Origin of the sequence: Janthinobacterium sp. LPB2021202312-11-4 (genome assembly GCF_037049705.1) — a bacterium.
In the GTDB taxonomy this organism is placed as follows: Bacteria; Pseudomonadota; Gammaproteobacteria; order Pseudomonadales; family Pseudomonadaceae; genus Aquipseudomonas.
On the sequence record NZ_JBAGKV010000005.1, the window covers coordinates 216,302 to 232,812 of the forward strand.

Sequence of the window (16,511 nt, forward strand, 5' to 3'; positions counted from 1 at the left end):
TCATGGCTACGCTCGAACTTCGCAATGTAAACAAGACCTATGGCCCAGGCCTGCCGGACACCCTCAAGAACATCGAACTGTCGATCAAGGACGGTGAGTTCCTGATCCTGGTCGGACCTTCGGGTTGTGGTAAATCGACCCTGATGAACTGCATCGCCGGCCTGGAAACCATCACCGGCGGCGCGATCATGATCGGTGACCAGGACGTCAGCGGCATGAGCCCGAAAGACCGCGACATCGCCATGGTGTTCCAGTCCTACGCGCTGTACCCGACCATGAGCGTGCGCGAGAACATCGCCTTCGGTTTGAAGATCCGCAAAATGCCCGCCGCCGACATCGAAGCGGAAGTGGCGCGGGTGTCCAAGCTGTTGCAGATCGAACACCTGCTCAACCGTAAACCCGGCCAGCTCTCCGGTGGTCAGCAACAGCGCGTGGCCATGGGCCGTGCCTTGGCGCGGCGGCCGAAGATTTACCTGTTCGACGAACCGCTGTCCAACCTCGACGCCAAGCTGCGGGTCGAGATGCGTACCGAAATGAAACTGATGCACCAGCGCCTGAAAACCACCACGGTCTACGTGACCCACGACCAGATCGAAGCGATGACCCTGGGCGACAAAGTGGCGGTGATGAAGGACGGGATCATTCAGCAGTTCGGCACGCCGAAAGACATCTACAACAACCCGGCCAACCTGTTCGTGGCGAGCTTCATCGGTTCGCCGCCGATGAACTTCATCCCCCTGCGTTTGCAGCGCAAGGACGGTCGTCTGGTGGCGCTGCTCGACAGCGGTCAGGCCCGTTGCGAATTGCCGATGGGCATGCAGGACGCCGGTCTGGAAGATCGCGAAGTGATCCTCGGCCTGCGCCCGGAGCAGATCGTTCTGGCCGGCGCCGACGCCAATGGTTTGCCGACCATTCGCGCCGAAGTTCAAGTGACTGAGCCGACCGGCCCGGACACCCTGGTGTTCGTCAACCTCAACGAAACCAAGGTCTGCTGCCGCTTGGCGCCAGACGTTGCACCGGGTGTGGGCGAGACCCTGACCCTGCAATTCGATCCGTCGAAAGTGTTGCTGTTCGATGCCAAGACCGGTGAGCGCCTCGGCGTTGCCGGTGTGCCGAAAGCCGAAGCATCGGTAGGCAACGTCGCCCAGTTCAAGGGGCGCTGAGGATCAGAAACTGTAGGAGCCAGGCTTGCCGGCGAAGGCGATTTCAAAGACGCCTTCGCCGGCAAGCCTGGCTCCTACAGGGGGATTCGCGGCGGATGGGGACATCCGGCGCAATCGATGTAAACCGCGTTAGGTAAAAACAGTTAATAACAATAAAACGAGGATGTAGGGATGAAGAAGAAGAACAACGCTCAGCTTATCTGCCAACTGTCAGCTGTTGCGGTAATGACCATGGCCGGTAGCGTTCATGCGGCTGACGCGTTCAGCGCCGATTCCCAGTGGATGACCGGTGACTGGGGCGGCGAGCGGACCAAGCTGATCGAGCAAGGTGTCGACATCAAGATGGACTATGTCGGTGAAGTGGGCGGTAACCTTCACGGCGGCTACAACAACGACAAGACTGCACGTTACTCCGACCAGTTCGGCCTGGGCGTAGCGCTGGATCTGCAAAAACTGCTGGGCTGGGATAACACTCAGGCCAAGGTCCAGTTCACCAACCGTAACGGCGAAAACATCTCCAATGACCGTGTCGGCGACCCGCGTGCCGGCACCTTGAGTTCCTCCCAGGAAGTCTACGGTCGTGGCCACATGGTCCGTCTGACCCAGATGTGGATCAAGCACCAGTTCCTCGACGGCAAACTGGACGTCAAGGCTGGTTACTTCGGCGAAGGCGAAGACTTCAACACCTTCCCTTGCGAGTTCCAGAACCTGGCGTTCTGCGGTTCCCAGGCAGGTAACTGGGCGACCAACATCTGGTACAACTGGCCGGTCATGCAGGCGGCTGTTCGCGTGAAGTACAACATCTCGCCTGAGTTCTATGCGCAGATCGGCGCGTACAACCAGAACCCGTCGCAACTGGAACACGGCAACGGCTTCAAGCTCAGCGGCAGTGGTACGGCGGGTACCGTCATTCCGGTCGAACTGGTCTGGCTGCCTAACCCGAACAACCTGCCGGGCGAATACCGTGTCGGTTACTACAAAAGCACGGCCAAGGCTGATGACGTCCTCAAGGACGACAACGGCAATGACGCGGCCACCAGCGGCAACGCTTACCGCAGTCATGACAGCAAACACGGCTACTGGTTTGTTGCACAGCAACAACTCACCACCCACAACGGTGACGCGTCCCGTGGTCTGAACGTTGCCGCCAACGCCACGTTCCACGACAAGGACACCAACGTCGTCGACAACTATCAGTCGCTGATGTTTGTCTACAAAGGCCCGTTTGATGCACGTCCAAAAGACGACGTCGGTATCGGCTTCGCCCGTATCCATGTCAACGATGACGTGAAGAAAAACGCCGAGTTGATCAACGCTTCCAATGGCGTCAGCGACTATGAAGATCCACTGTTCGCGCCACTGCGTTCCACCGAGTACAACTACGAAATCAACTACGGCTTCCATGTCACCAACTGGCTGACCGTACGTCCCAACCTGCAATACATCACTCACCCGGGCGGTGTGGATGAAGTCGACAACGCGCTGGTGGCCGGTCTGAAAATTCAGTCGGTGTTCTAACGCTGTTGCGATAAGCTCCTCTCTATGTGCGCATATTTGCGGACGGCCAAGGCTGTCCGCTTTTTTTTGGGGGCTGCACACCCTGGGCTACAGATGATTTTCAGGACTGCGGCACATGCATGAGCATCCGCTACAACGCTTCTTCAAATCCTTGCGCGAACGTCCGGTGTTTGCGTGGGAGCGCTATCAGATGCGCGATGTGCTGGTGATCGATCACCCGCTGTGTCAGGCGGTGTTCAGTCGTCAGGGCGCGCAGTTGCTGCACTTTCAGCCAACGGGGCAGAAGCCCTGGTTGTGGTGCGCAGCGAAGTGGCCGCACGTGGGGGCCATTCGCGGCGGCGTGCCGGTGTGCTGGCCGTGGTTTGGTCGGCATCCGAGCGAAAACGCCTGGCCGTCCCATGGTTGGGCGCGGTTGCTCGACTGGAAGTTGCTGGACAGTCGCCATGACGATGAGGGCGTGCATTTGCACTGGCAATTGCAACTGTGCGACTGGACCGTCGAACTGCACGCGCACCTGGGCGAACGCATGGATTTGCGCCTGAGCACCGAGCATCAGGACAGCCTGCCGTGCCAGTTGAGCCAAGCGTTGCATGCCTATTGGCGTATTGGTGATGTGGGTGAGGTAGCGCTGTCTGGACTCGAAGGGGCGCAAGGTTACGATCAGTTGAGTCGCCAGATTTGCCATCAGTAAGGCGAGTTGCGGGTCGATGGCGGTTGTCAGCGGGTGTTTCAGCATGACGGCGAATTGCAGCTCAAGGATCACGCCTGGCAGCGCGAGTTGTGCATCGACACCGGGGATCAGGCGGACACGGTGGTCTGGCATCCGGGGGCGCGGCCGTTGCTGGGGGTGAGTTGGAACGAGGTGTTGGAATTTGTGTGTGTCGAGGCGGCGAGTGGCGGGACCGACAGCCTGAGCCTGGCGCCGGGGGAGCGTGCGCATTTGAGTTTGCAGGCGCGGGTTGGGGTTTGAAGCAAGAGTAAAAGATCGCAGCCTCGTTTCACTCGACAGCTCCTACAGAAGAATCGGCGTTCACCTGTGTAGGAGCTGTCGAGTGAAACGAGGCTGCGATCTTTTCGACACAACGGATTAATTAAACTCGTCACCCACCGGATACCGGCTGGCATTCAAACTCTCTTTGATCTTGCGCAGATGCGGCTGGAAATCCACCCCGCGACGCAAGGTCATGCCGGTCGCCAGCACATCCAGCACGGTCAGTTGAATAATCCGCGAGGTCATCGGCATATAGATGTCGGTGTCTTCCGGCAACGGAATGTTCAGGCTCAACGTACTGGCCTTGGCCAGCGGCGAGTTTTCCGCCGTCAAACCGAGCACCGATGCGCCGTTCGCCCGGGCGATGCGCGCTACTTCCACCAGTTCGCGAGTGCGGCCGGTGTAGGAAATGATCACGAACAACTCACCGGTGTGCGCTACCGAAGCGATCATGCGTTGCATCAGCACGTCGGCGTGGGCGGTCACGGCCAGGTTGAACCGGAAGAACTTGTGCTGCGCATCCAGCGCCACCGGGGCCGAAGCGCCGAGGCCAAAGAAGTGGATCTGCCGGGCCTGGATCAACAGATCGACGGCGCGGCTGATCAGGTTCGGGTCCAGGGCCTGGCAGGCGCTGTCCAGGGAGGCGATGGCGCTGCCGAAGATCTTCTGGGTGTAGGCCTCCGGATTGTCGTCGGCCTCGACCGCACGGCTGACATACGCCGCGCCACTGGCCAGGCTCTGGGCCAGTTGCAGTTTGAGTTCCGGGTAGCCGCTGACGCCGAACGAACGGCAGAAGCGGTTGACCGTCGGCTCGCTGACCTTGGAGGCCTGGGCGAGGGCGGCGATGCTGAACCGGGTGGCCTGCTGTGGGTTGAGCAGGATCACTTCGGCGACTTTGCGTTCGGCCTTGTTCAGGTCTTCGAGGCGACTCTGGATTTGTTCCAGTAAATTTCGCACGCGGTCCATAGATGTTCCTTAAGTCAGCAGCGCAAACACGCAGTCTGCTATGCAAAAAGGGCCTTTGATGCGGCCCGTAACGGTGGCCTATCCTACTGATGGCTCCGACCGACCACCACTCGGAATCTGTATTTTGCGAAAATGTTGTGGTTATTACTACATTTTCCCTTGAGTGATGCCTTGAAAAAAGGTATTTGTAGCTTAACTTGATAAAAGAACAAACATCATGCCTTCGATTACGGTTGAACCGTGCACCTTTGCCTTGTTCGGCGCCCTGGGCGACCTGGCCCTGCGCAAGCTGTTTCCTGCCCTCTATCAACTGGACGGCGCCGGCCTGTTGCACGAGGACACGCGCATCATCGCGCTGGCCCGTGAACCCGGCAGCGAGCAGCAACACCTGGGGTTCATCGCCTCGGAGTTGCGCCGCTACGTCGATGCCAAAGAGCTGGACGAAGCCGTGGTCGAGCGCTTCCTCGCTCGCTTGAATTACCTGCACGTCGATTTCCTCAAGGCTGACGATTATGTCGCCCTGGCTGAGATGGCCGGCACCGCCCAGCGGGTGATTGCCTACTTCGCCACCCCGGCCGCCGTGTATGGCGCGATCTGCGAGAACCTGTCGAAGGTCGGCCTGGCGGAAAATACCCGCGTCGTCCTGGAAAAACCCATCGGTTCGGACCTGGAATCCTCGCGCAAGGTCAACGACGCTGTGGCGCAGTTCTTCCCGGAGAACCGCACCTACCGTATCGACCACTATCTGGGCAAAGAAACCGTCCAGAACCTGATCGCCCTGCGTTTCGCCAACAGCCTGTTTGAAACCCAGTGGAACCAGAACTACATCTCCCACGTGGAAATCACCGTGGCCGAGAAGGTCGGGATCGAAGGCCGCTGGGGTTACTTCGACAAGGCCGGCCAGTTGCGGGACATGATCCAGAATCACCTGCTGCAACTGCTCTGCCTGATCGCCATGGACCCGCCGGCCGACCTGTCCGCCGACAGCATCCGTGACGAGAAAGTCAAAGTGCTCAAGGCCCTGGCGCCGATCAGCCCGGAAGGCCTGACCACACAAGTGGTGCGCGGCCAGTACATCGCCGGTTACAGCGAAGGCAAACCGGTGCCGGGCTACCTGGAAGAGCCGAACTCCAACACCCAGAGCGACACCGAAACCTTCGTCGCCCTGCGTGCCGACATCCGCAACTGGCGCTGGGCCGGCGTGCCGTTTTACCTGCGTACCGGCAAGCGCATGCCGCAGAAACTGTCGCAGATCGTCATCCACTTCAAGGAACCGTCGCACTACATTTTCGCCCCGGAGCAGCGCCTGCAAATCAGCAACAAGCTGATTATCCGCCTGCAACCGGACGAAGGCATTTCCTTGCGCGTGATGACCAAAGAACAAGGCCTGGACAAGGGCATGCAGTTGCGCAGCGGTCCGTTGCAGCTGAATTTTTCCGACACCTGGCGTAGCGCGCGGATTCCCGACGCCTACGAGCGGTTGTTGCTGGAAGTAATGCGCGGCAATCAGAACCTGTTTGTCCGTAAAGATGAAATCGAAGCCGCGTGGAAGTGGTGTGACCAGTTGATCGCCGGGTGGAAAAAATCCGGTGATGCGCCCAAGCCGTACGCGGCCGGGTCCTGGGGACCGATGAGCTCCATTGCACTGATCACGCGGGACGGGAGGTCGTGGTATGGCGATATCTGAATTGAAACTGCCTCAGGGCGTCAACGCCCATGAGTTCAAGAGTCCGGTGCTGTTGGCTGAAGGCTTGGCGCTGAATGTGGCCAAGCAACTGAGCGAGGCCATCGATGCAAGCGGCACGGCGACCCTCGTGGTTTCCGGTGGTCGCAGCCCGGTGGCGTTTTTCCAGCACCTGGCCAAACAGACGCTGGACTGGTCCAAGGTTGTCGTGACCCTGGCCGACGAGCGCTGGGTGCCGGTCGAACACACCGACAGCAATGCCGGTTTGCTCAAGCGTTACCTGTTGCAAGGCCCGGCGGCCAAGGCTCAGTTCCTGAGTCTGTACAGCGCCACCGCCAACCTTGAACTGGCCGCCGAGCAAGCCGATCGCCTGTTGGCCGAGCTGCCGCCGATTGATGTTTTGGTGCTGGGCATGGGCGATGACGGTCACACCGCCTCGCTGTTCCCCAACAGCCCGAACCTGGCCGAAGCCTTGAAAGCCGATGGCACCCGTCGCTGCTGGCCAATGCTGGCGCCGACCGTGCCGCACCAGCGCCTGACCATGAGCCTGGCGCTGCTGGCTTCGGCGAAGAACACCGTTCTATCGATTTCCGGTCAGTCCAAACTGACCACTTTGAGTGCCGCATTGGCCGGTGACGACGTCGCCGCCATGCCGATTCGCGCGTTTCTGCAACCTACGTTAGAGATTTACTGGTGCCCATGAGCCAAGGATCAGCCGCTATGACAAACCCATCCCCGACCGTTTCCATGGCGGACAAAGTTGCCCTGATCGACAGCCTCTGCGCCAAGGCGCGGATTCTGCCGGTGATCACCATCGCCCGCGAACAGGACGTCTTGCCGCTGGCCGACGCCTTGGCCGCCGGTGGCCTGACCGCCCTGGAAGTGACCCTGCGTTCACAGTTCGGCCTCAAAGCCATCCAGATCCTGCGTGAGCAGCGTCCGGAGCTGGTGACCGGTGCCGGTACTGTGCTTGATCGCACGATGCTCGCCGCCGCCGAGCGCGCCGGTTCGCAATTCATCGTCACCCCGGGCATCACCCGTGACTTGCTCGAAGCCAGTGTCGACAGCCCGATCCCGCTGTTGCCGGGCATCAGCAACGCTTCGGGCATCATGGAAGGCTATGGCCTGGGTTATCGCCGCTTCAAGTTGTTCCCGGCGGAAGTCAGCGGTGGCGTCGCGGCCATCAAAGCGTTGGGCGGCCCGTTCGGCGAAGTGAAATTCTGCCCGACCGGCGGCGTGAGCCCGGCCAATATCAAGAGCTACATGGCGTTGAAAAACGTGATGTGCGTGGGCGGTAGCTGGATGCTTGATCCGGAGTGGATCAAGAACGGCGACTGGGCCCGCATTCAGGAATGCACCGCCGAGGCCCTGGCGCTGCTGGACTGATTTGTAACAAACACTTCGTTGTGTGTTCTACGGCTTTACGGTGCGCTTGGTCGGTGCACCGTTTTTTTTTGCCTGCAAAAAAATGCCCCTGTAGGAGCAAAGCTTGCTCGCGATCAACGATAACGCGGTCTATCTGTTGAATAGCGGCGCCTCCATCGCGAGCAAGCTTTGCTCCTGCACAAAAACATCAGCCGATACATAGTTACCGCAGACAGCCCGCCATCTCTCTCTATCCTTGAAGCATCTTATGGAAGAGAGAACCTCATGGATTACACCTCTGCTACTCCCCACGAAACCGTCTGCCTGCTCTCCCCGGAGCAAATCGCCGGCCCGTATTTCCGAAACCCCAAACTCATCCGAAGAAACATCAGCGAAGGCCAGGACGGTATTCCGCTGGTGCTGCGGCTGGTGATTGTCGATGCCATGACCGGTGAACCGGTGAGCGGGGTGCTGGTGGATATCTGGCATTGCAACGCCCGAGGCGCTTATTCGGGCTGGGGCCGGATCAATCCGGACCTTGAAGTCGATGTGGACGGCATCGGTACCATTGCCCGCACCGATGACGACACCTACCTGCGCGGCGGACAATTCAGCGACCAAAGAGGCACGGTACGGTTTACCACGGTCTATCCGGGGTTCTATGCCGGCCGCGCACTGCACATTCACGTCGCGGTACGCATCACGGGCGGCAACAACTACCTCGAAGAGCGGCATGTGGCCTGGGTCGGCCAGTTGTATTTTCCCGAGGTCGCTTCCCGGTCGGTGCTCAACGCCAGGGAGTACCGTGGCCGAACCGTGTCGCCGCTGACCAACGAGCAAGACCCTTACTACCAACAGATGAGCGGCGAAGCCTCGACCCTGACGGTTCACAGCATCGGTCGAGACACCACGGAGGACGGCTTTTTCGGGCACATGACCATCGGCATCGACACCTTTGCGGTGTCGACCCAGATCAAACCCGAGGACTTCGACAAGTACACGGTGTAAGCGTCAGCGCAATTCGCTGAGCGCCCGGACCAGCACGTCTATTTCTGTCGCCGTGGTCGTCAGCCCCGGGGTAATGCGGATGCACGGGCCACTCGCCGCACCGCTGCGTGCCACGGTGAACAGGTTGTAGTCGTTGAGCAACCGTTCGACCATGACGTGCTGGTCGGCGTGCCGGGTAAAGCGCATCGAGGTGATGCCGCAATACAACCGAGGATCGTCCGGGGTCATCACTTCGATCCCCGGCAGTTCGCGCACGGCGCTGACCCAACGGTTGCGCAGGTAGTTGAGCCGCGCGCCCTTGGCGGCCGCACCGCCCATGGCCTGATGTTCTTCGAACACCAGCGGCAGGGTCAGCAGTGCCGGGATGTTGGGTGTGCTGTAGGGCGTGCGGGCGCGAATGTCGTTGATCGGGAAATGCATCTCGCCCATGTCCGGGTCGATATCGGCCAGGCGCTGGGGCGCGATGTAAATGAAGCCCAGGGTCAGTGGCGCGCCGATCCATTTGTGCAGGTTGTAACCGGCGAAAGCGACGCCCAGTGCATCGAGATTGAATTCGATCTGGCCCAGGGCGTGGGCGCCATCGAGGATCACATCGATGCCATGCTCCTTGGCGAGCGCGGCAATCGCCTGCACTGGCATCACCAGGCCGGTGCGGTGGGTGACGTGGGTCAGGGCCATCAGCTTGAGACGTGGGTAACGCACGAAGGCTTCACGGTAAGTCGCCAGCAAACTGTCAAACGTGGCGGGGTGCTGGTGGTCGATTTCGATCACTTCCACGCCGCGATGGCGGGCCAGCCAGCGCATGGCGCCCTTGACCGTGTCGTACTCCAGGTCGCACAGCAGCACCTGATCGCCGGGCTGCAAGCGGTTGTAGTTGCGGATCAGTGATTGCAGACCATCCGAGGCGTTGCGGGTCAGGGCAACCGATTGCGCACGCACACCCATCATCTCGGCCAGTTGTGCGCGGATCTCCAGGCTTTCGCCCTGTTCGAAGCGCTGGCGCACATGCACCGAGTTGCTGCGATTGATCAACTCGATATTGCGCTGGTACTCCTCGACCACGGTGCGCGACATACGCCCGAAGTAACCGTTCTCCAGATTGATGGGGCCAGGTTCGACAGCGTAACGGTCGGCAAAGGTCTGCCAGAAGGCTTCATCACGGGCACGGCGGGTGTTATCGGGCATGGGCTACTCAGTCAGTTCAGTGGCGGGGCGCTGGTTTGCCATGCTTGGCGCGCAGCGGTTCGAGCAGTTCCGATAAACCGTTGTGGTCGATTTCCTGCATCAGGGCCAGCAGTCCACCCAGTTCGCCATGGGGGAAACCTTCGCGAGCGAACCAGTTCAGGTACTGGCCGGGCAGGTCGGCGATGATGCGACCCTTGTATTTGCCGAAGGGCATTTCACGGGTAATCAGCAGTTCGAGCTTTTCAGGATTCATCACTCAGTCGTCTTGATTCAAACAGCCTCGAAAATACAGGCATTCTGCATGCAGGCCAAATGACAGATCATGCAAATAAAGCGGATACAGATTTAGACGCTAAAGTTAACTACTTGAAAAGCAAGGAATAAATATTCGATTCGAAGCTGGCATGCAGGCTGCAATAGCTATTGCATCTCTCATCAACCCGCGAGGAATTGAAAATGACCGACGTGAATAAAGAAGCCATCTCTGTACTCAACGACCTGATTGAAACCAGTAAAGACGGTCAGGAAGGGTTCAAGACTTGCGCTGAAGACATCAAGCATCCAGAACTCAAAACCCTGTTCGTCCAGCGTTCTGCCGATTGCGCGTCCGCTGCTGCCGAACTCCAGAGCGCAGTGCGTTCGATGGGCGGCGATCCGGAAACTTCCACCAGCGTCAGCGGTGATTTGCATCGTCGCTGGGTCGATGTGAAAGCGATGTTCACCGGCAAGGATGAAGAAGCCGTGCTGAACGAAGCCGAGCGCGGTGAAGACCATGCGCTGAAAGCCTATAAGGAAGCGCTGGAAAAAATCACCAAGCACAACCTGGTGGGCATTCGTGACCTGGTTGAGCGTCAGTACCACGGCGTGCAACGTAACCACGATCAAGTGAAAGCCCTGCGTAACCAGGCGCGTGCTCGTTCTTAAGGGTTTGTCGCAGTTATAAAAAACGCCAGTCTGACTGGCGTTTTTTTTTGAAGATCAAAAGATCGCAGCCTTCGGCAGCTCCTACGCGCCTGTGGGCGCTGCCGAAGGCTGCGATCTTTTAGCTATTTAAGAATCAGCCGATGCTGATGGCTGGCAGTACAGGCAACGTCACCGTCTGCTGCTTGCGCGGCGCCAGAATCTCCGCCTCGCCATCGACGACCAACTCATCGCGCTGGTTGAACACGCGAGTGGCAATGCGCACGCGAAACTTCGGCAGTTTCTCGAGGATTTCCAGGCGCACGGTCAAGGTGTCGCCGATTTTCACGGGCTTCTGAAAGCTCATCTGCTGACCAATATAAATCGTGCCCGGCCCAGGCAACTCGCATGCGACGGCGGCGCTGATCAGCGCACCGCTGAACATACCGTGGGCGATGCGCTCCTTGAACATCGTGCCCGCGGCGAACTCGGCGTCCAGGTGCACCGGGTTGTGGTCGCCGGACATCGCGGCGAACAGCTGAATGTCGCGCTCTTCGACAGTCTTGCTGTAGCTGGCGGTCTGGCCGACTTCAAGGGCTTCGTAAGGGGTGTTGGTAACCTGGGTCATCTGTCTCAATTCCTGTGACGAATTAAAAAATCCACAAAAAAGCTATTCGGTTCTGGCCGGACGGCGGTGGCTCAGCGCCTGGGCGATCCAGTTCAGTACGTCGGCAGTCACTTCATCGCGGTTGCTCTCGTTGAACAGTTCGTGGCGTGCCTGCGGGTAAATATTCAATTGCAGGTTTTGGCTGCCGGCCGCGCGCAGCGCATGGGCCAGATCTTTGAGACGCTTGCCTTCGCTCACCGGATCACATTCGCCGCCCATCACCAGCAATGGCAGGCCCGGATCGATCTGAACGAGATTGGACGCTTTGCTGATTTGCTGCAAGCCGCCAAGCAAGTCGACCCACAGTTGATTGGTGCAGCGAAAGCCGCAGAGTGGGTCGTTGGCGTATTTGTCGACTTCCAGCGGATCGCGGCTCAGCCAGTCGAATCGCGTGCGCGCCGGTTTGAATTTTTTGTTGAACGAGCCGAAGGACAGGAACTCGATCAGCGCGCTACGCCCCTTGGGCCCCTGACGCAGCCGCTCGAGCCGGGCGATCTGCCGCGCCGCACGATACAGCGCCACCGGCTGGAAATTCGAACCACTGAGAATCGCCCCGTGCAGGCTGGCGCTGTGGTGCAGCAGATAGGCCTGGGCGATGTAGCTGCCCATGCTGTGGCCAAGCAGCACAATCGGCATGCCGGGATGTTGCTGGCCGATGTGCTGGTTGAGGCTGGCCAGGTCGCCGACCACCTTGCACCAGCCATCGTCATCGGCGAAATGCCCGAGTGTGCCGTTCTCGGCAGTTTTGCCATGTCCACGCAGATCCGGCGCGTACACGCCGTAGCCCTGATCACAGAGTTTCTCCGCCAGCCGGGCGTAGCGACCACTGTGCTCGGCCATGCCATGGGCCAGCAGGATCACGGCTTTTAACGGCGGGGCGGGCAGCCATTGGTTGACGAAAAGACGGCTGTGGTCACTTGCGGTCAGCCAGAAAGTGTCGTGGATCATGGCGATTCCTTTGCACGATGTCGTTGCATTGTATAGCGCATCCCACGCTTGCCGTCTGATCAGGCCACGGCACGTTAGGAAGATTCACACGATCTATGACGGCATTGGCTGTATTTGCCTGATTCGCTATAGCTGCTAGTGTCCGTGAAGCTCCGCTTTTCCTTTCTCAAGAATGACAGAAAAGTGGCCCCGGATAGATTCAGGTAAAGAGGACAAGAACAATGCAACCTGATTTCTGGAATGACAAACGCCCGGCCGGCGTGCCCCTGGACATCGATCTTGGGGCCTACAAGTCGGTGATCGAGGTGTTCGAGCGTTCCTGCAAGAAATTCGCGGATCGCCCGGCGTTCAGCAACATGGGCGTGACCCTGACCTACGCCGAACTGGAACGCTACAGCGCCGCTTTCGCCGGCTACCTGCAAGCCCACACTGATCTCGCGCCGGGGGATCGCATCGCGGTGCAGATGCCCAACGTCCTGCATTACCCGATTGCCGTGTTTGGCGCCCTGCGCGCCGGGCTGATCGTGGTCAACACCAACCCGCTGTACACCCCGCGGGAGATGCGTCACCAGTTCAAGGATTCCGGGGCCCGGGCGCTGGTTTACCTGAACATGTTCGGGGCCAAGGTCCAGGAAGTGCTGGCCGACACCGACATTCAGTACCTGATCGAAGCGAAGATGGGCGACCTGATGCCCGTCGCCAAAGGCTGGCTGGTCAACACCATGGTCAGCAAGGTCAAGAAAATGGTCCCGGACTATGCCTTGCCCCAGGCCATTTCCTTTAAAAGTGCGTTGCGTCTGGGCAAGGGCCTGGGCATCAAGCCGCTGAACGTTAGCCTTGGCGACATTGCGGTGCTGCAATACACCGGCGGCACCACCGGCCTGGCGAAGGGCGCGATGCTCACCCATGGCAACCTGGTGGCCAACATGCAGCAGGCGCGGGCGTGCCTGGGCCAGTTCGGCAACGACGGTCAGCCGCTGTTGCGCGAAGGGCAGGAGGTGATGATCGCGCCGCTGCCGCTGTACCACATCTATGCGTTCACAGCGAACTGCATGTGCATGATGGTGACCGGCAACCACAACGTGCTGATCACCAATCCGCGGGACATCAAAGGCTTTATCAAGGAGCTGAAGAACTGGCGATTCTCGGCGTTGCTGGGGCTCAACACGCTGTTCGTCGCGCTGATGGATCACCCCGACTTCAAGACCTTGGATTTCTCCAGCCTCAAGCTCACCAACTCCGGCGGCACCGCGCTGGTCAAGGCCACCGCCGAGCGCTGGGAGCAGCTCACCGGTTGCCGGATCACTGAAGGTTACGGCCTCACCGAAACGTCGCCGGTGGCCTGCACCAACCCCTACGGCGATAAATCGCGGATCGGCACGGTCGGCATGCCGGTGCCGGGCACCACGCTCAAAGTCATCAACGATGAAGGCGTCGAGCTGGCGTTGGGCGAGCGGGGCGAGTTGTGCATCAAGGGCCCGCAGATCATGAAGGGTTACTGGCAGAAAGCCGAAGCCACCGCCGAAGTGCTGGATGCCGAGGGCTGGTTCAAGTCTGGCGACATTGCGGTGATCGACCCGGACGGTTTCGTGCGCATCGTCGACCGCAAGAAAGACATGATCATCGTCTCGGGCTTCAACGTGTACCCGAACGAAATCGAAGACGTGGTGATGGCCCACCCGAAAGTCGCCAACTGCGCGGTGATCGGTGTGCCGGACGAGCGTTCCGGGGAGGCGGTGAAGTTGTTTGTGGTGGCCCGTGAATCGGGGGTCAGCCTTGAAGAGTTGAAGGCCTACTGCAAGGAAAACTTCACGGCATACAAAGTACCCAAGCACATTGTGTTGCGTGAGTCGTTGCCGATGACGCCGGTGGGCAAGATCCTGCGGCGGGAGTTGCGCGATATCGCCTGACAAAGATTGAGGCGGTCCCAAAAGATCGCAGCCTGCGGCAGCTCCTACAGGGAAATACGTTCTCTGTAGGAGCTGCCGCAGGCTGCGATCTTTTGCTTTAAACCCCATATTCACGGGGCTTTCACGGCTGTATAGAATTTTTGCTCTAAAATGACCGATTACTATTCTTGAGTCACCAATGTGACTGTAGAGGCCGCTTTTGGCTCTAGTCGGCCCTTGGCAAAGCTGCTACTCTCGGCGCGCTTTTGTGACTTCTCGGCCTATATAAAAGCCAGACTCACCAATAAAAAACATACACCAATAATAATCGCATCAAATGCGGTGATGAATTCGCGTTGCTGAGGAGTGGGCTTCCATGATCGAAGACTTTTGGAAGGATAAGTACCCTGCCGGGATTGCTGCCGACATCAATCCAGACGAGTATCCGAATATTCAGGCAGTGTTGAAGCAGTCCTGCCAACGCTTCGCCAACAAACCGGCATTCAGCAACCTGGGCAAGACAATCACCTACGGTGAACTGTACGAATTGTCCGGTGCCTTTGCCGCTTACCTGCAACAGCATACCGACTTGCAGCCCGGTGATCGAATCGCTGTGCAGTTGCCGAACGTGTTGCAGTACCCGGTCGCCGTCTTCGGTGCCATCCGCGCCGGGCTGATCGTGGTCAACACCAACCCGCTGTACACCGCGCGGGAGATGGAACACCAATTCAACGACTCCGGTGCCAAAGCCCTGGTCTGCCTGGCCAACATGGCGCACCTGGCCCAGACCGTCGTGCCTAAAACCGGCGTCAAGCACGTGATCGTCACCGAAGTGGCCGACCTGCTGCCGCCGCTCAAGCGCCTGCTGATCAACAGCGTCATCAAGTACGTGAAGAAGATGGTCCCGGCGTATCACTTGCCAAAAGCCGTCAAGTTCAACGACGTGCTGAGCAAGGGCCATGGCCAGCCAGTGGCTGAAGCCAACCCGGACAGCGGCGACGTCGCAGTGTTGCAATACACCGGCGGCACCACCGGTGTGGCGAAAGGCGCGATGCTGACCCACCGCAACCTCGTCGCCAACATGCTGCAGTGCAAGGCGCTGATGGGTTCCAACCTCAATGAAGGTTGCGAGATCCTGATCACCCCGCTGCCGCTGTACCACATCTATGCCTTCACCTTTCATTGCATGGCGATGATGCTGATCGGCAACCACAACATCCTGATCAGCAACCCGCGCGACCTGACGGCGATGGTCAAGGAACTGTCGAAGTGGAAGTTCAGCGGTTTCGTCGGCCTGAACACCTTGTTCGTGGCGCTGTGCAATAACGAAGCGTTCCGCAAGCTGGATTTCTCAGCGCTGAAAGTCACCTTGTCCGGCGGCATGGCCCTGCAACTGGCAGCCGCCGAGCGCTGGAAAGCGGTCACCGGTTGCGCCATCTGCGAAGGTTACGGCATGACCGAAACCAGCCCGGTGGCCACGGTCAACCCGATCCAGAACATCCAGGTCGGCACCATCGGTATTCCGGTGCCGTCGACCTTGTGCAAAGTCATTGACGATGCCGGTGTCGAGCAGCCGCTGGGCGAAATCGGCGAGCTGTGCGTCAAGGGCCCGCAAGTGATGAAGGGCTACTGGCAGCGTCAGGAAGCCACCGACGAAATGCTCGACAGCGAAGGCTGGTTGAAGACCGGTGACATCGCGCTGATCCAGCCGGATGGCTACATGCGCATTGTCGATCGCAAGAAAGACATGATCCTGGTCTCTGGCTTCAACGTGTACCCGAACGAACTGGAAGACGTGCTGGCGACTTTGCCGGGCGTGTTGCAGTGCGCGGCCATCGGCATCCCGGACGAGAAGTCGGGCGAGGCGATCAAGATCTTCATCGTCGCCAAACCGGGCGTGACCTTGACCAAGGAAACGGTGATGGAGCACATGCGCGCCAACGTCACGGGCTACAAGGTCCCGCGTTCCGTGGAGTTCCGTGATGCGCTGCCGACCACCAACGTCGGCAAGATCCTGCGCCGCGAACTGCGGGACGAGGAACTGAAGAAACTGGGCGTGAAGAAGTAAGCCCCGCCTGAAACACAAAAGCCCCGCAGAGATGCGGGGCTTTTTGTTGAGGTATGACAAAGCAAGATCAAAAGATCGCAGCCTGCGGCAGCTCCTACAGGGGTGTCATTGATCGCATGACGCCCTGTAGGAGCTGCCGAAGGCTGCGATCTTTTGCTG

At 59.3% G+C, this 16,511-nt stretch carries 15 protein-coding genes and 1 pseudogene; 11 read left to right on the plus strand and 5 right to left on the minus strand.

What is annotated here, in order from left to right; all coding sequences use genetic code 11:
* Positions 1-2 precede the first annotated feature (2 nt).
* The 4 genes and pseudogenes from V5E99_RS07925 to V5E99_RS07940 form a co-directional block, all read left to right on the plus strand.
* Positions 3-1,097, plus strand: a pseudogene (locus V5E99_RS07925) (ABC transporter ATP-binding protein); the annotation flags it as partial.
* Between the two features lie 237 nt (positions 1,098-1,334).
* On the plus strand, positions 1,335-2,681 hold the full coding sequence (locus tag V5E99_RS07930; protein WP_499801940.1) for a carbohydrate porin: 1,347 nt from the start codon (positions 1,335-1,337) through the stop codon (positions 2,679-2,681).
* A gap of 115 nt (positions 2,682-2,796) precedes the next feature.
* The gene (locus tag V5E99_RS07935) at positions 2,797-3,372 is read left to right on the plus strand and encodes an aldose epimerase family protein (protein WP_499801941.1); all 576 of its coding nucleotides are present in this window, start codon (positions 2,797-2,799) and stop codon (positions 3,370-3,372) included.
* Between the two features lie 33 nt (positions 3,373-3,405).
* Positions 3,406-3,651, plus strand: a complete 246-nt coding sequence (locus V5E99_RS07940) for a hypothetical protein (protein ID WP_499801942.1) — start codon at positions 3,406-3,408, stop codon at positions 3,649-3,651.
* A gap of 117 nt (positions 3,652-3,768) precedes the next feature.
* On the opposite strand, the gene V5E99_RS07945 is transcribed toward V5E99_RS07940, so the two are convergent.
* Positions 3,769-4,629: a MurR/RpiR family transcriptional regulator gene (locus tag V5E99_RS07945; protein ID WP_499802018.1), complete on the minus strand. Its 861-nt coding sequence runs from the start codon at positions 4,627-4,629 to the stop codon at positions 3,769-3,771.
* 226 nt (positions 4,630-4,855) lie between these two features.
* Here V5E99_RS07945 and zwf point away from each other — a divergent pair, with 226 nt between their 5' ends.
* From zwf to V5E99_RS07965, 4 genes are all read left to right on the plus strand, one after another.
* Positions 4,856-6,325 carry a glucose-6-phosphate dehydrogenase gene (gene zwf, locus V5E99_RS07950; RefSeq protein WP_499801943.1) on the plus strand — a complete coding sequence of 490 codons (1,470 nt, stop codon included), beginning with the start codon at positions 4,856-4,858 and terminating at the stop codon, positions 6,323-6,325.
* Entirely contained in the window at positions 6,312-7,025 is a 714-nt protein-coding gene (gene pgl / locus V5E99_RS07955; protein ID WP_499801944.1) for a 6-phosphogluconolactonase, read from the plus strand. Before zwf ends, pgl begins: the two co-directional genes overlap by 14 nt.
* Before the next feature lie 17 nt (positions 7,026-7,042).
* Complete coding sequence (locus tag V5E99_RS07960) at positions 7,043-7,708, plus strand: bifunctional 4-hydroxy-2-oxoglutarate aldolase/2-dehydro-3-deoxy-phosphogluconate aldolase (RefSeq protein ID WP_499801945.1); 666 nt, start codon at positions 7,043-7,045, stop codon at positions 7,706-7,708.
* A 264-nt stretch (positions 7,709-7,972) separates the two neighbouring features.
* Positions 7,973-8,695: an intradiol ring-cleavage dioxygenase gene (locus V5E99_RS07965; RefSeq protein WP_499801946.1), complete on the plus strand. Its 723-nt coding sequence runs from the start codon at positions 7,973-7,975 to the stop codon at positions 8,693-8,695.
* Between the two features lie 3 nt (positions 8,696-8,698).
* Here V5E99_RS07965 and V5E99_RS07970 read toward each other — a convergent pair whose 3' ends face one another.
* Together V5E99_RS07970 and V5E99_RS07975 are read right to left on the minus strand one after the other, a co-directional pair.
* Positions 8,699-9,880 carry an aminotransferase class V-fold PLP-dependent enzyme gene (locus V5E99_RS07970; protein ID WP_499801947.1) on the minus strand — a complete coding sequence of 394 codons (1,182 nt, stop codon included), beginning with the start codon at positions 9,878-9,880 and terminating at the stop codon, positions 8,699-8,701.
* 16 nt (positions 9,881-9,896) lie between these two features.
* Positions 9,897-10,133, minus strand: a complete 237-nt coding sequence (locus tag V5E99_RS07975; RefSeq protein ID WP_007949456.1) for a DUF3820 family protein — start codon at positions 10,131-10,133, stop codon at positions 9,897-9,899.
* 203 nt (positions 10,134-10,336) lie between these two features.
* Between V5E99_RS07975 and V5E99_RS07980 the strand changes: the two genes are divergently transcribed.
* On the plus strand, positions 10,337-10,804 hold the full coding sequence (locus tag V5E99_RS07980; protein ID WP_499801948.1) for a ferritin-like domain-containing protein: 468 nt from the start codon (positions 10,337-10,339) through the stop codon (positions 10,802-10,804).
* Between the two features lie 133 nt (positions 10,805-10,937).
* Here the strand turns inward: V5E99_RS07980 and V5E99_RS07985 are convergent, their stop codons facing one another.
* Together V5E99_RS07985 and V5E99_RS07990 are read right to left on the minus strand one after the other, a co-directional pair.
* Positions 10,938-11,408 (minus strand): MaoC family dehydratase, encoded by a 471-nt coding sequence (locus tag V5E99_RS07985; protein WP_054044906.1) that lies wholly within the window; start codon positions 11,406-11,408, stop codon positions 10,938-10,940.
* Between the two features lie 42 nt (positions 11,409-11,450).
* On the minus strand, positions 11,451-12,395 hold the full coding sequence (locus V5E99_RS07990) for an alpha/beta hydrolase (RefSeq protein WP_499801949.1): 945 nt from the start codon (positions 12,393-12,395) through the stop codon (positions 11,451-11,453).
* Positions 12,396-12,616: 221 nt separating this feature from the next.
* Between V5E99_RS07990 and fadD2 the strand changes: the two genes are divergently transcribed.
* Positions 12,617-14,305 (plus strand): long-chain-fatty-acid--CoA ligase FadD2, encoded by a 1,689-nt coding sequence (fadD2, locus tag V5E99_RS07995; RefSeq protein ID WP_499801950.1) that lies wholly within the window; start codon positions 12,617-12,619, stop codon positions 14,303-14,305.
* 355 nt (positions 14,306-14,660) lie between these two features.
* Positions 14,661-16,352, plus strand: coding sequence for a long-chain-fatty-acid--CoA ligase FadD1 (fadD1, locus tag V5E99_RS08000; RefSeq protein WP_499801951.1), 1,692 nt, complete (start codon positions 14,661-14,663; stop codon positions 16,350-16,352).
* The last annotated feature ends 159 nt before the right edge of the window (positions 16,353-16,511 follow it).

Coding starts and splice junctions, on each gene's coding strand:
- fadD2 (WP_499801950.1), top strand. CDS start 12,617: ATGCAACCTGATTTCTGGAATGACAAACGCCCGGCCGGCGTGCCCCTG.
- V5E99_RS07935 (WP_499801941.1), top strand. CDS start 2,797: ATGCATGAGCATCCGCTACAACGCTTCTTCAAATCCTTGCGCGAACGT.
- V5E99_RS07930 (WP_499801940.1), top strand. CDS start 1,335: ATGAAGAAGAAGAACAACGCTCAGCTTATCTGCCAACTGTCAGCTGTT.
- V5E99_RS07990 (WP_499801949.1), bottom strand. CDS start 12,395: ATGATCCACGACACTTTCTGGCTGACCGCAAGTGACCACAGCCGTCTT.
- fadD1 (WP_499801951.1), top strand. CDS start 14,661: ATGATCGAAGACTTTTGGAAGGATAAGTACCCTGCCGGGATTGCTGCC.
- V5E99_RS07965 (WP_499801946.1), top strand. CDS start 7,973: ATGGATTACACCTCTGCTACTCCCCACGAAACCGTCTGCCTGCTCTCC.
- V5E99_RS07985 (WP_054044906.1), bottom strand. CDS start 11,408: ATGACCCAGGTTACCAACACCCCTTACGAAGCCCTTGAAGTCGGCCAG.
- V5E99_RS07980 (WP_499801948.1), top strand. CDS start 10,337: ATGACCGACGTGAATAAAGAAGCCATCTCTGTACTCAACGACCTGATT.
- pgl (WP_499801944.1), top strand. CDS start 6,312: ATGGCGATATCTGAATTGAAACTGCCTCAGGGCGTCAACGCCCATGAG.
- V5E99_RS07970 (WP_499801947.1), bottom strand. CDS start 9,880: ATGCCCGATAACACCCGCCGTGCCCGTGATGAAGCCTTCTGGCAGACC.
- V5E99_RS07975 (WP_007949456.1), bottom strand. CDS start 10,133: ATGAATCCTGAAAAGCTCGAACTGCTGATTACCCGTGAAATGCCCTTC.
- zwf (WP_499801943.1), top strand. CDS start 4,856: ATGCCTTCGATTACGGTTGAACCGTGCACCTTTGCCTTGTTCGGCGCC.
- V5E99_RS07960 (WP_499801945.1), top strand. CDS start 7,043: ATGACAAACCCATCCCCGACCGTTTCCATGGCGGACAAAGTTGCCCTG.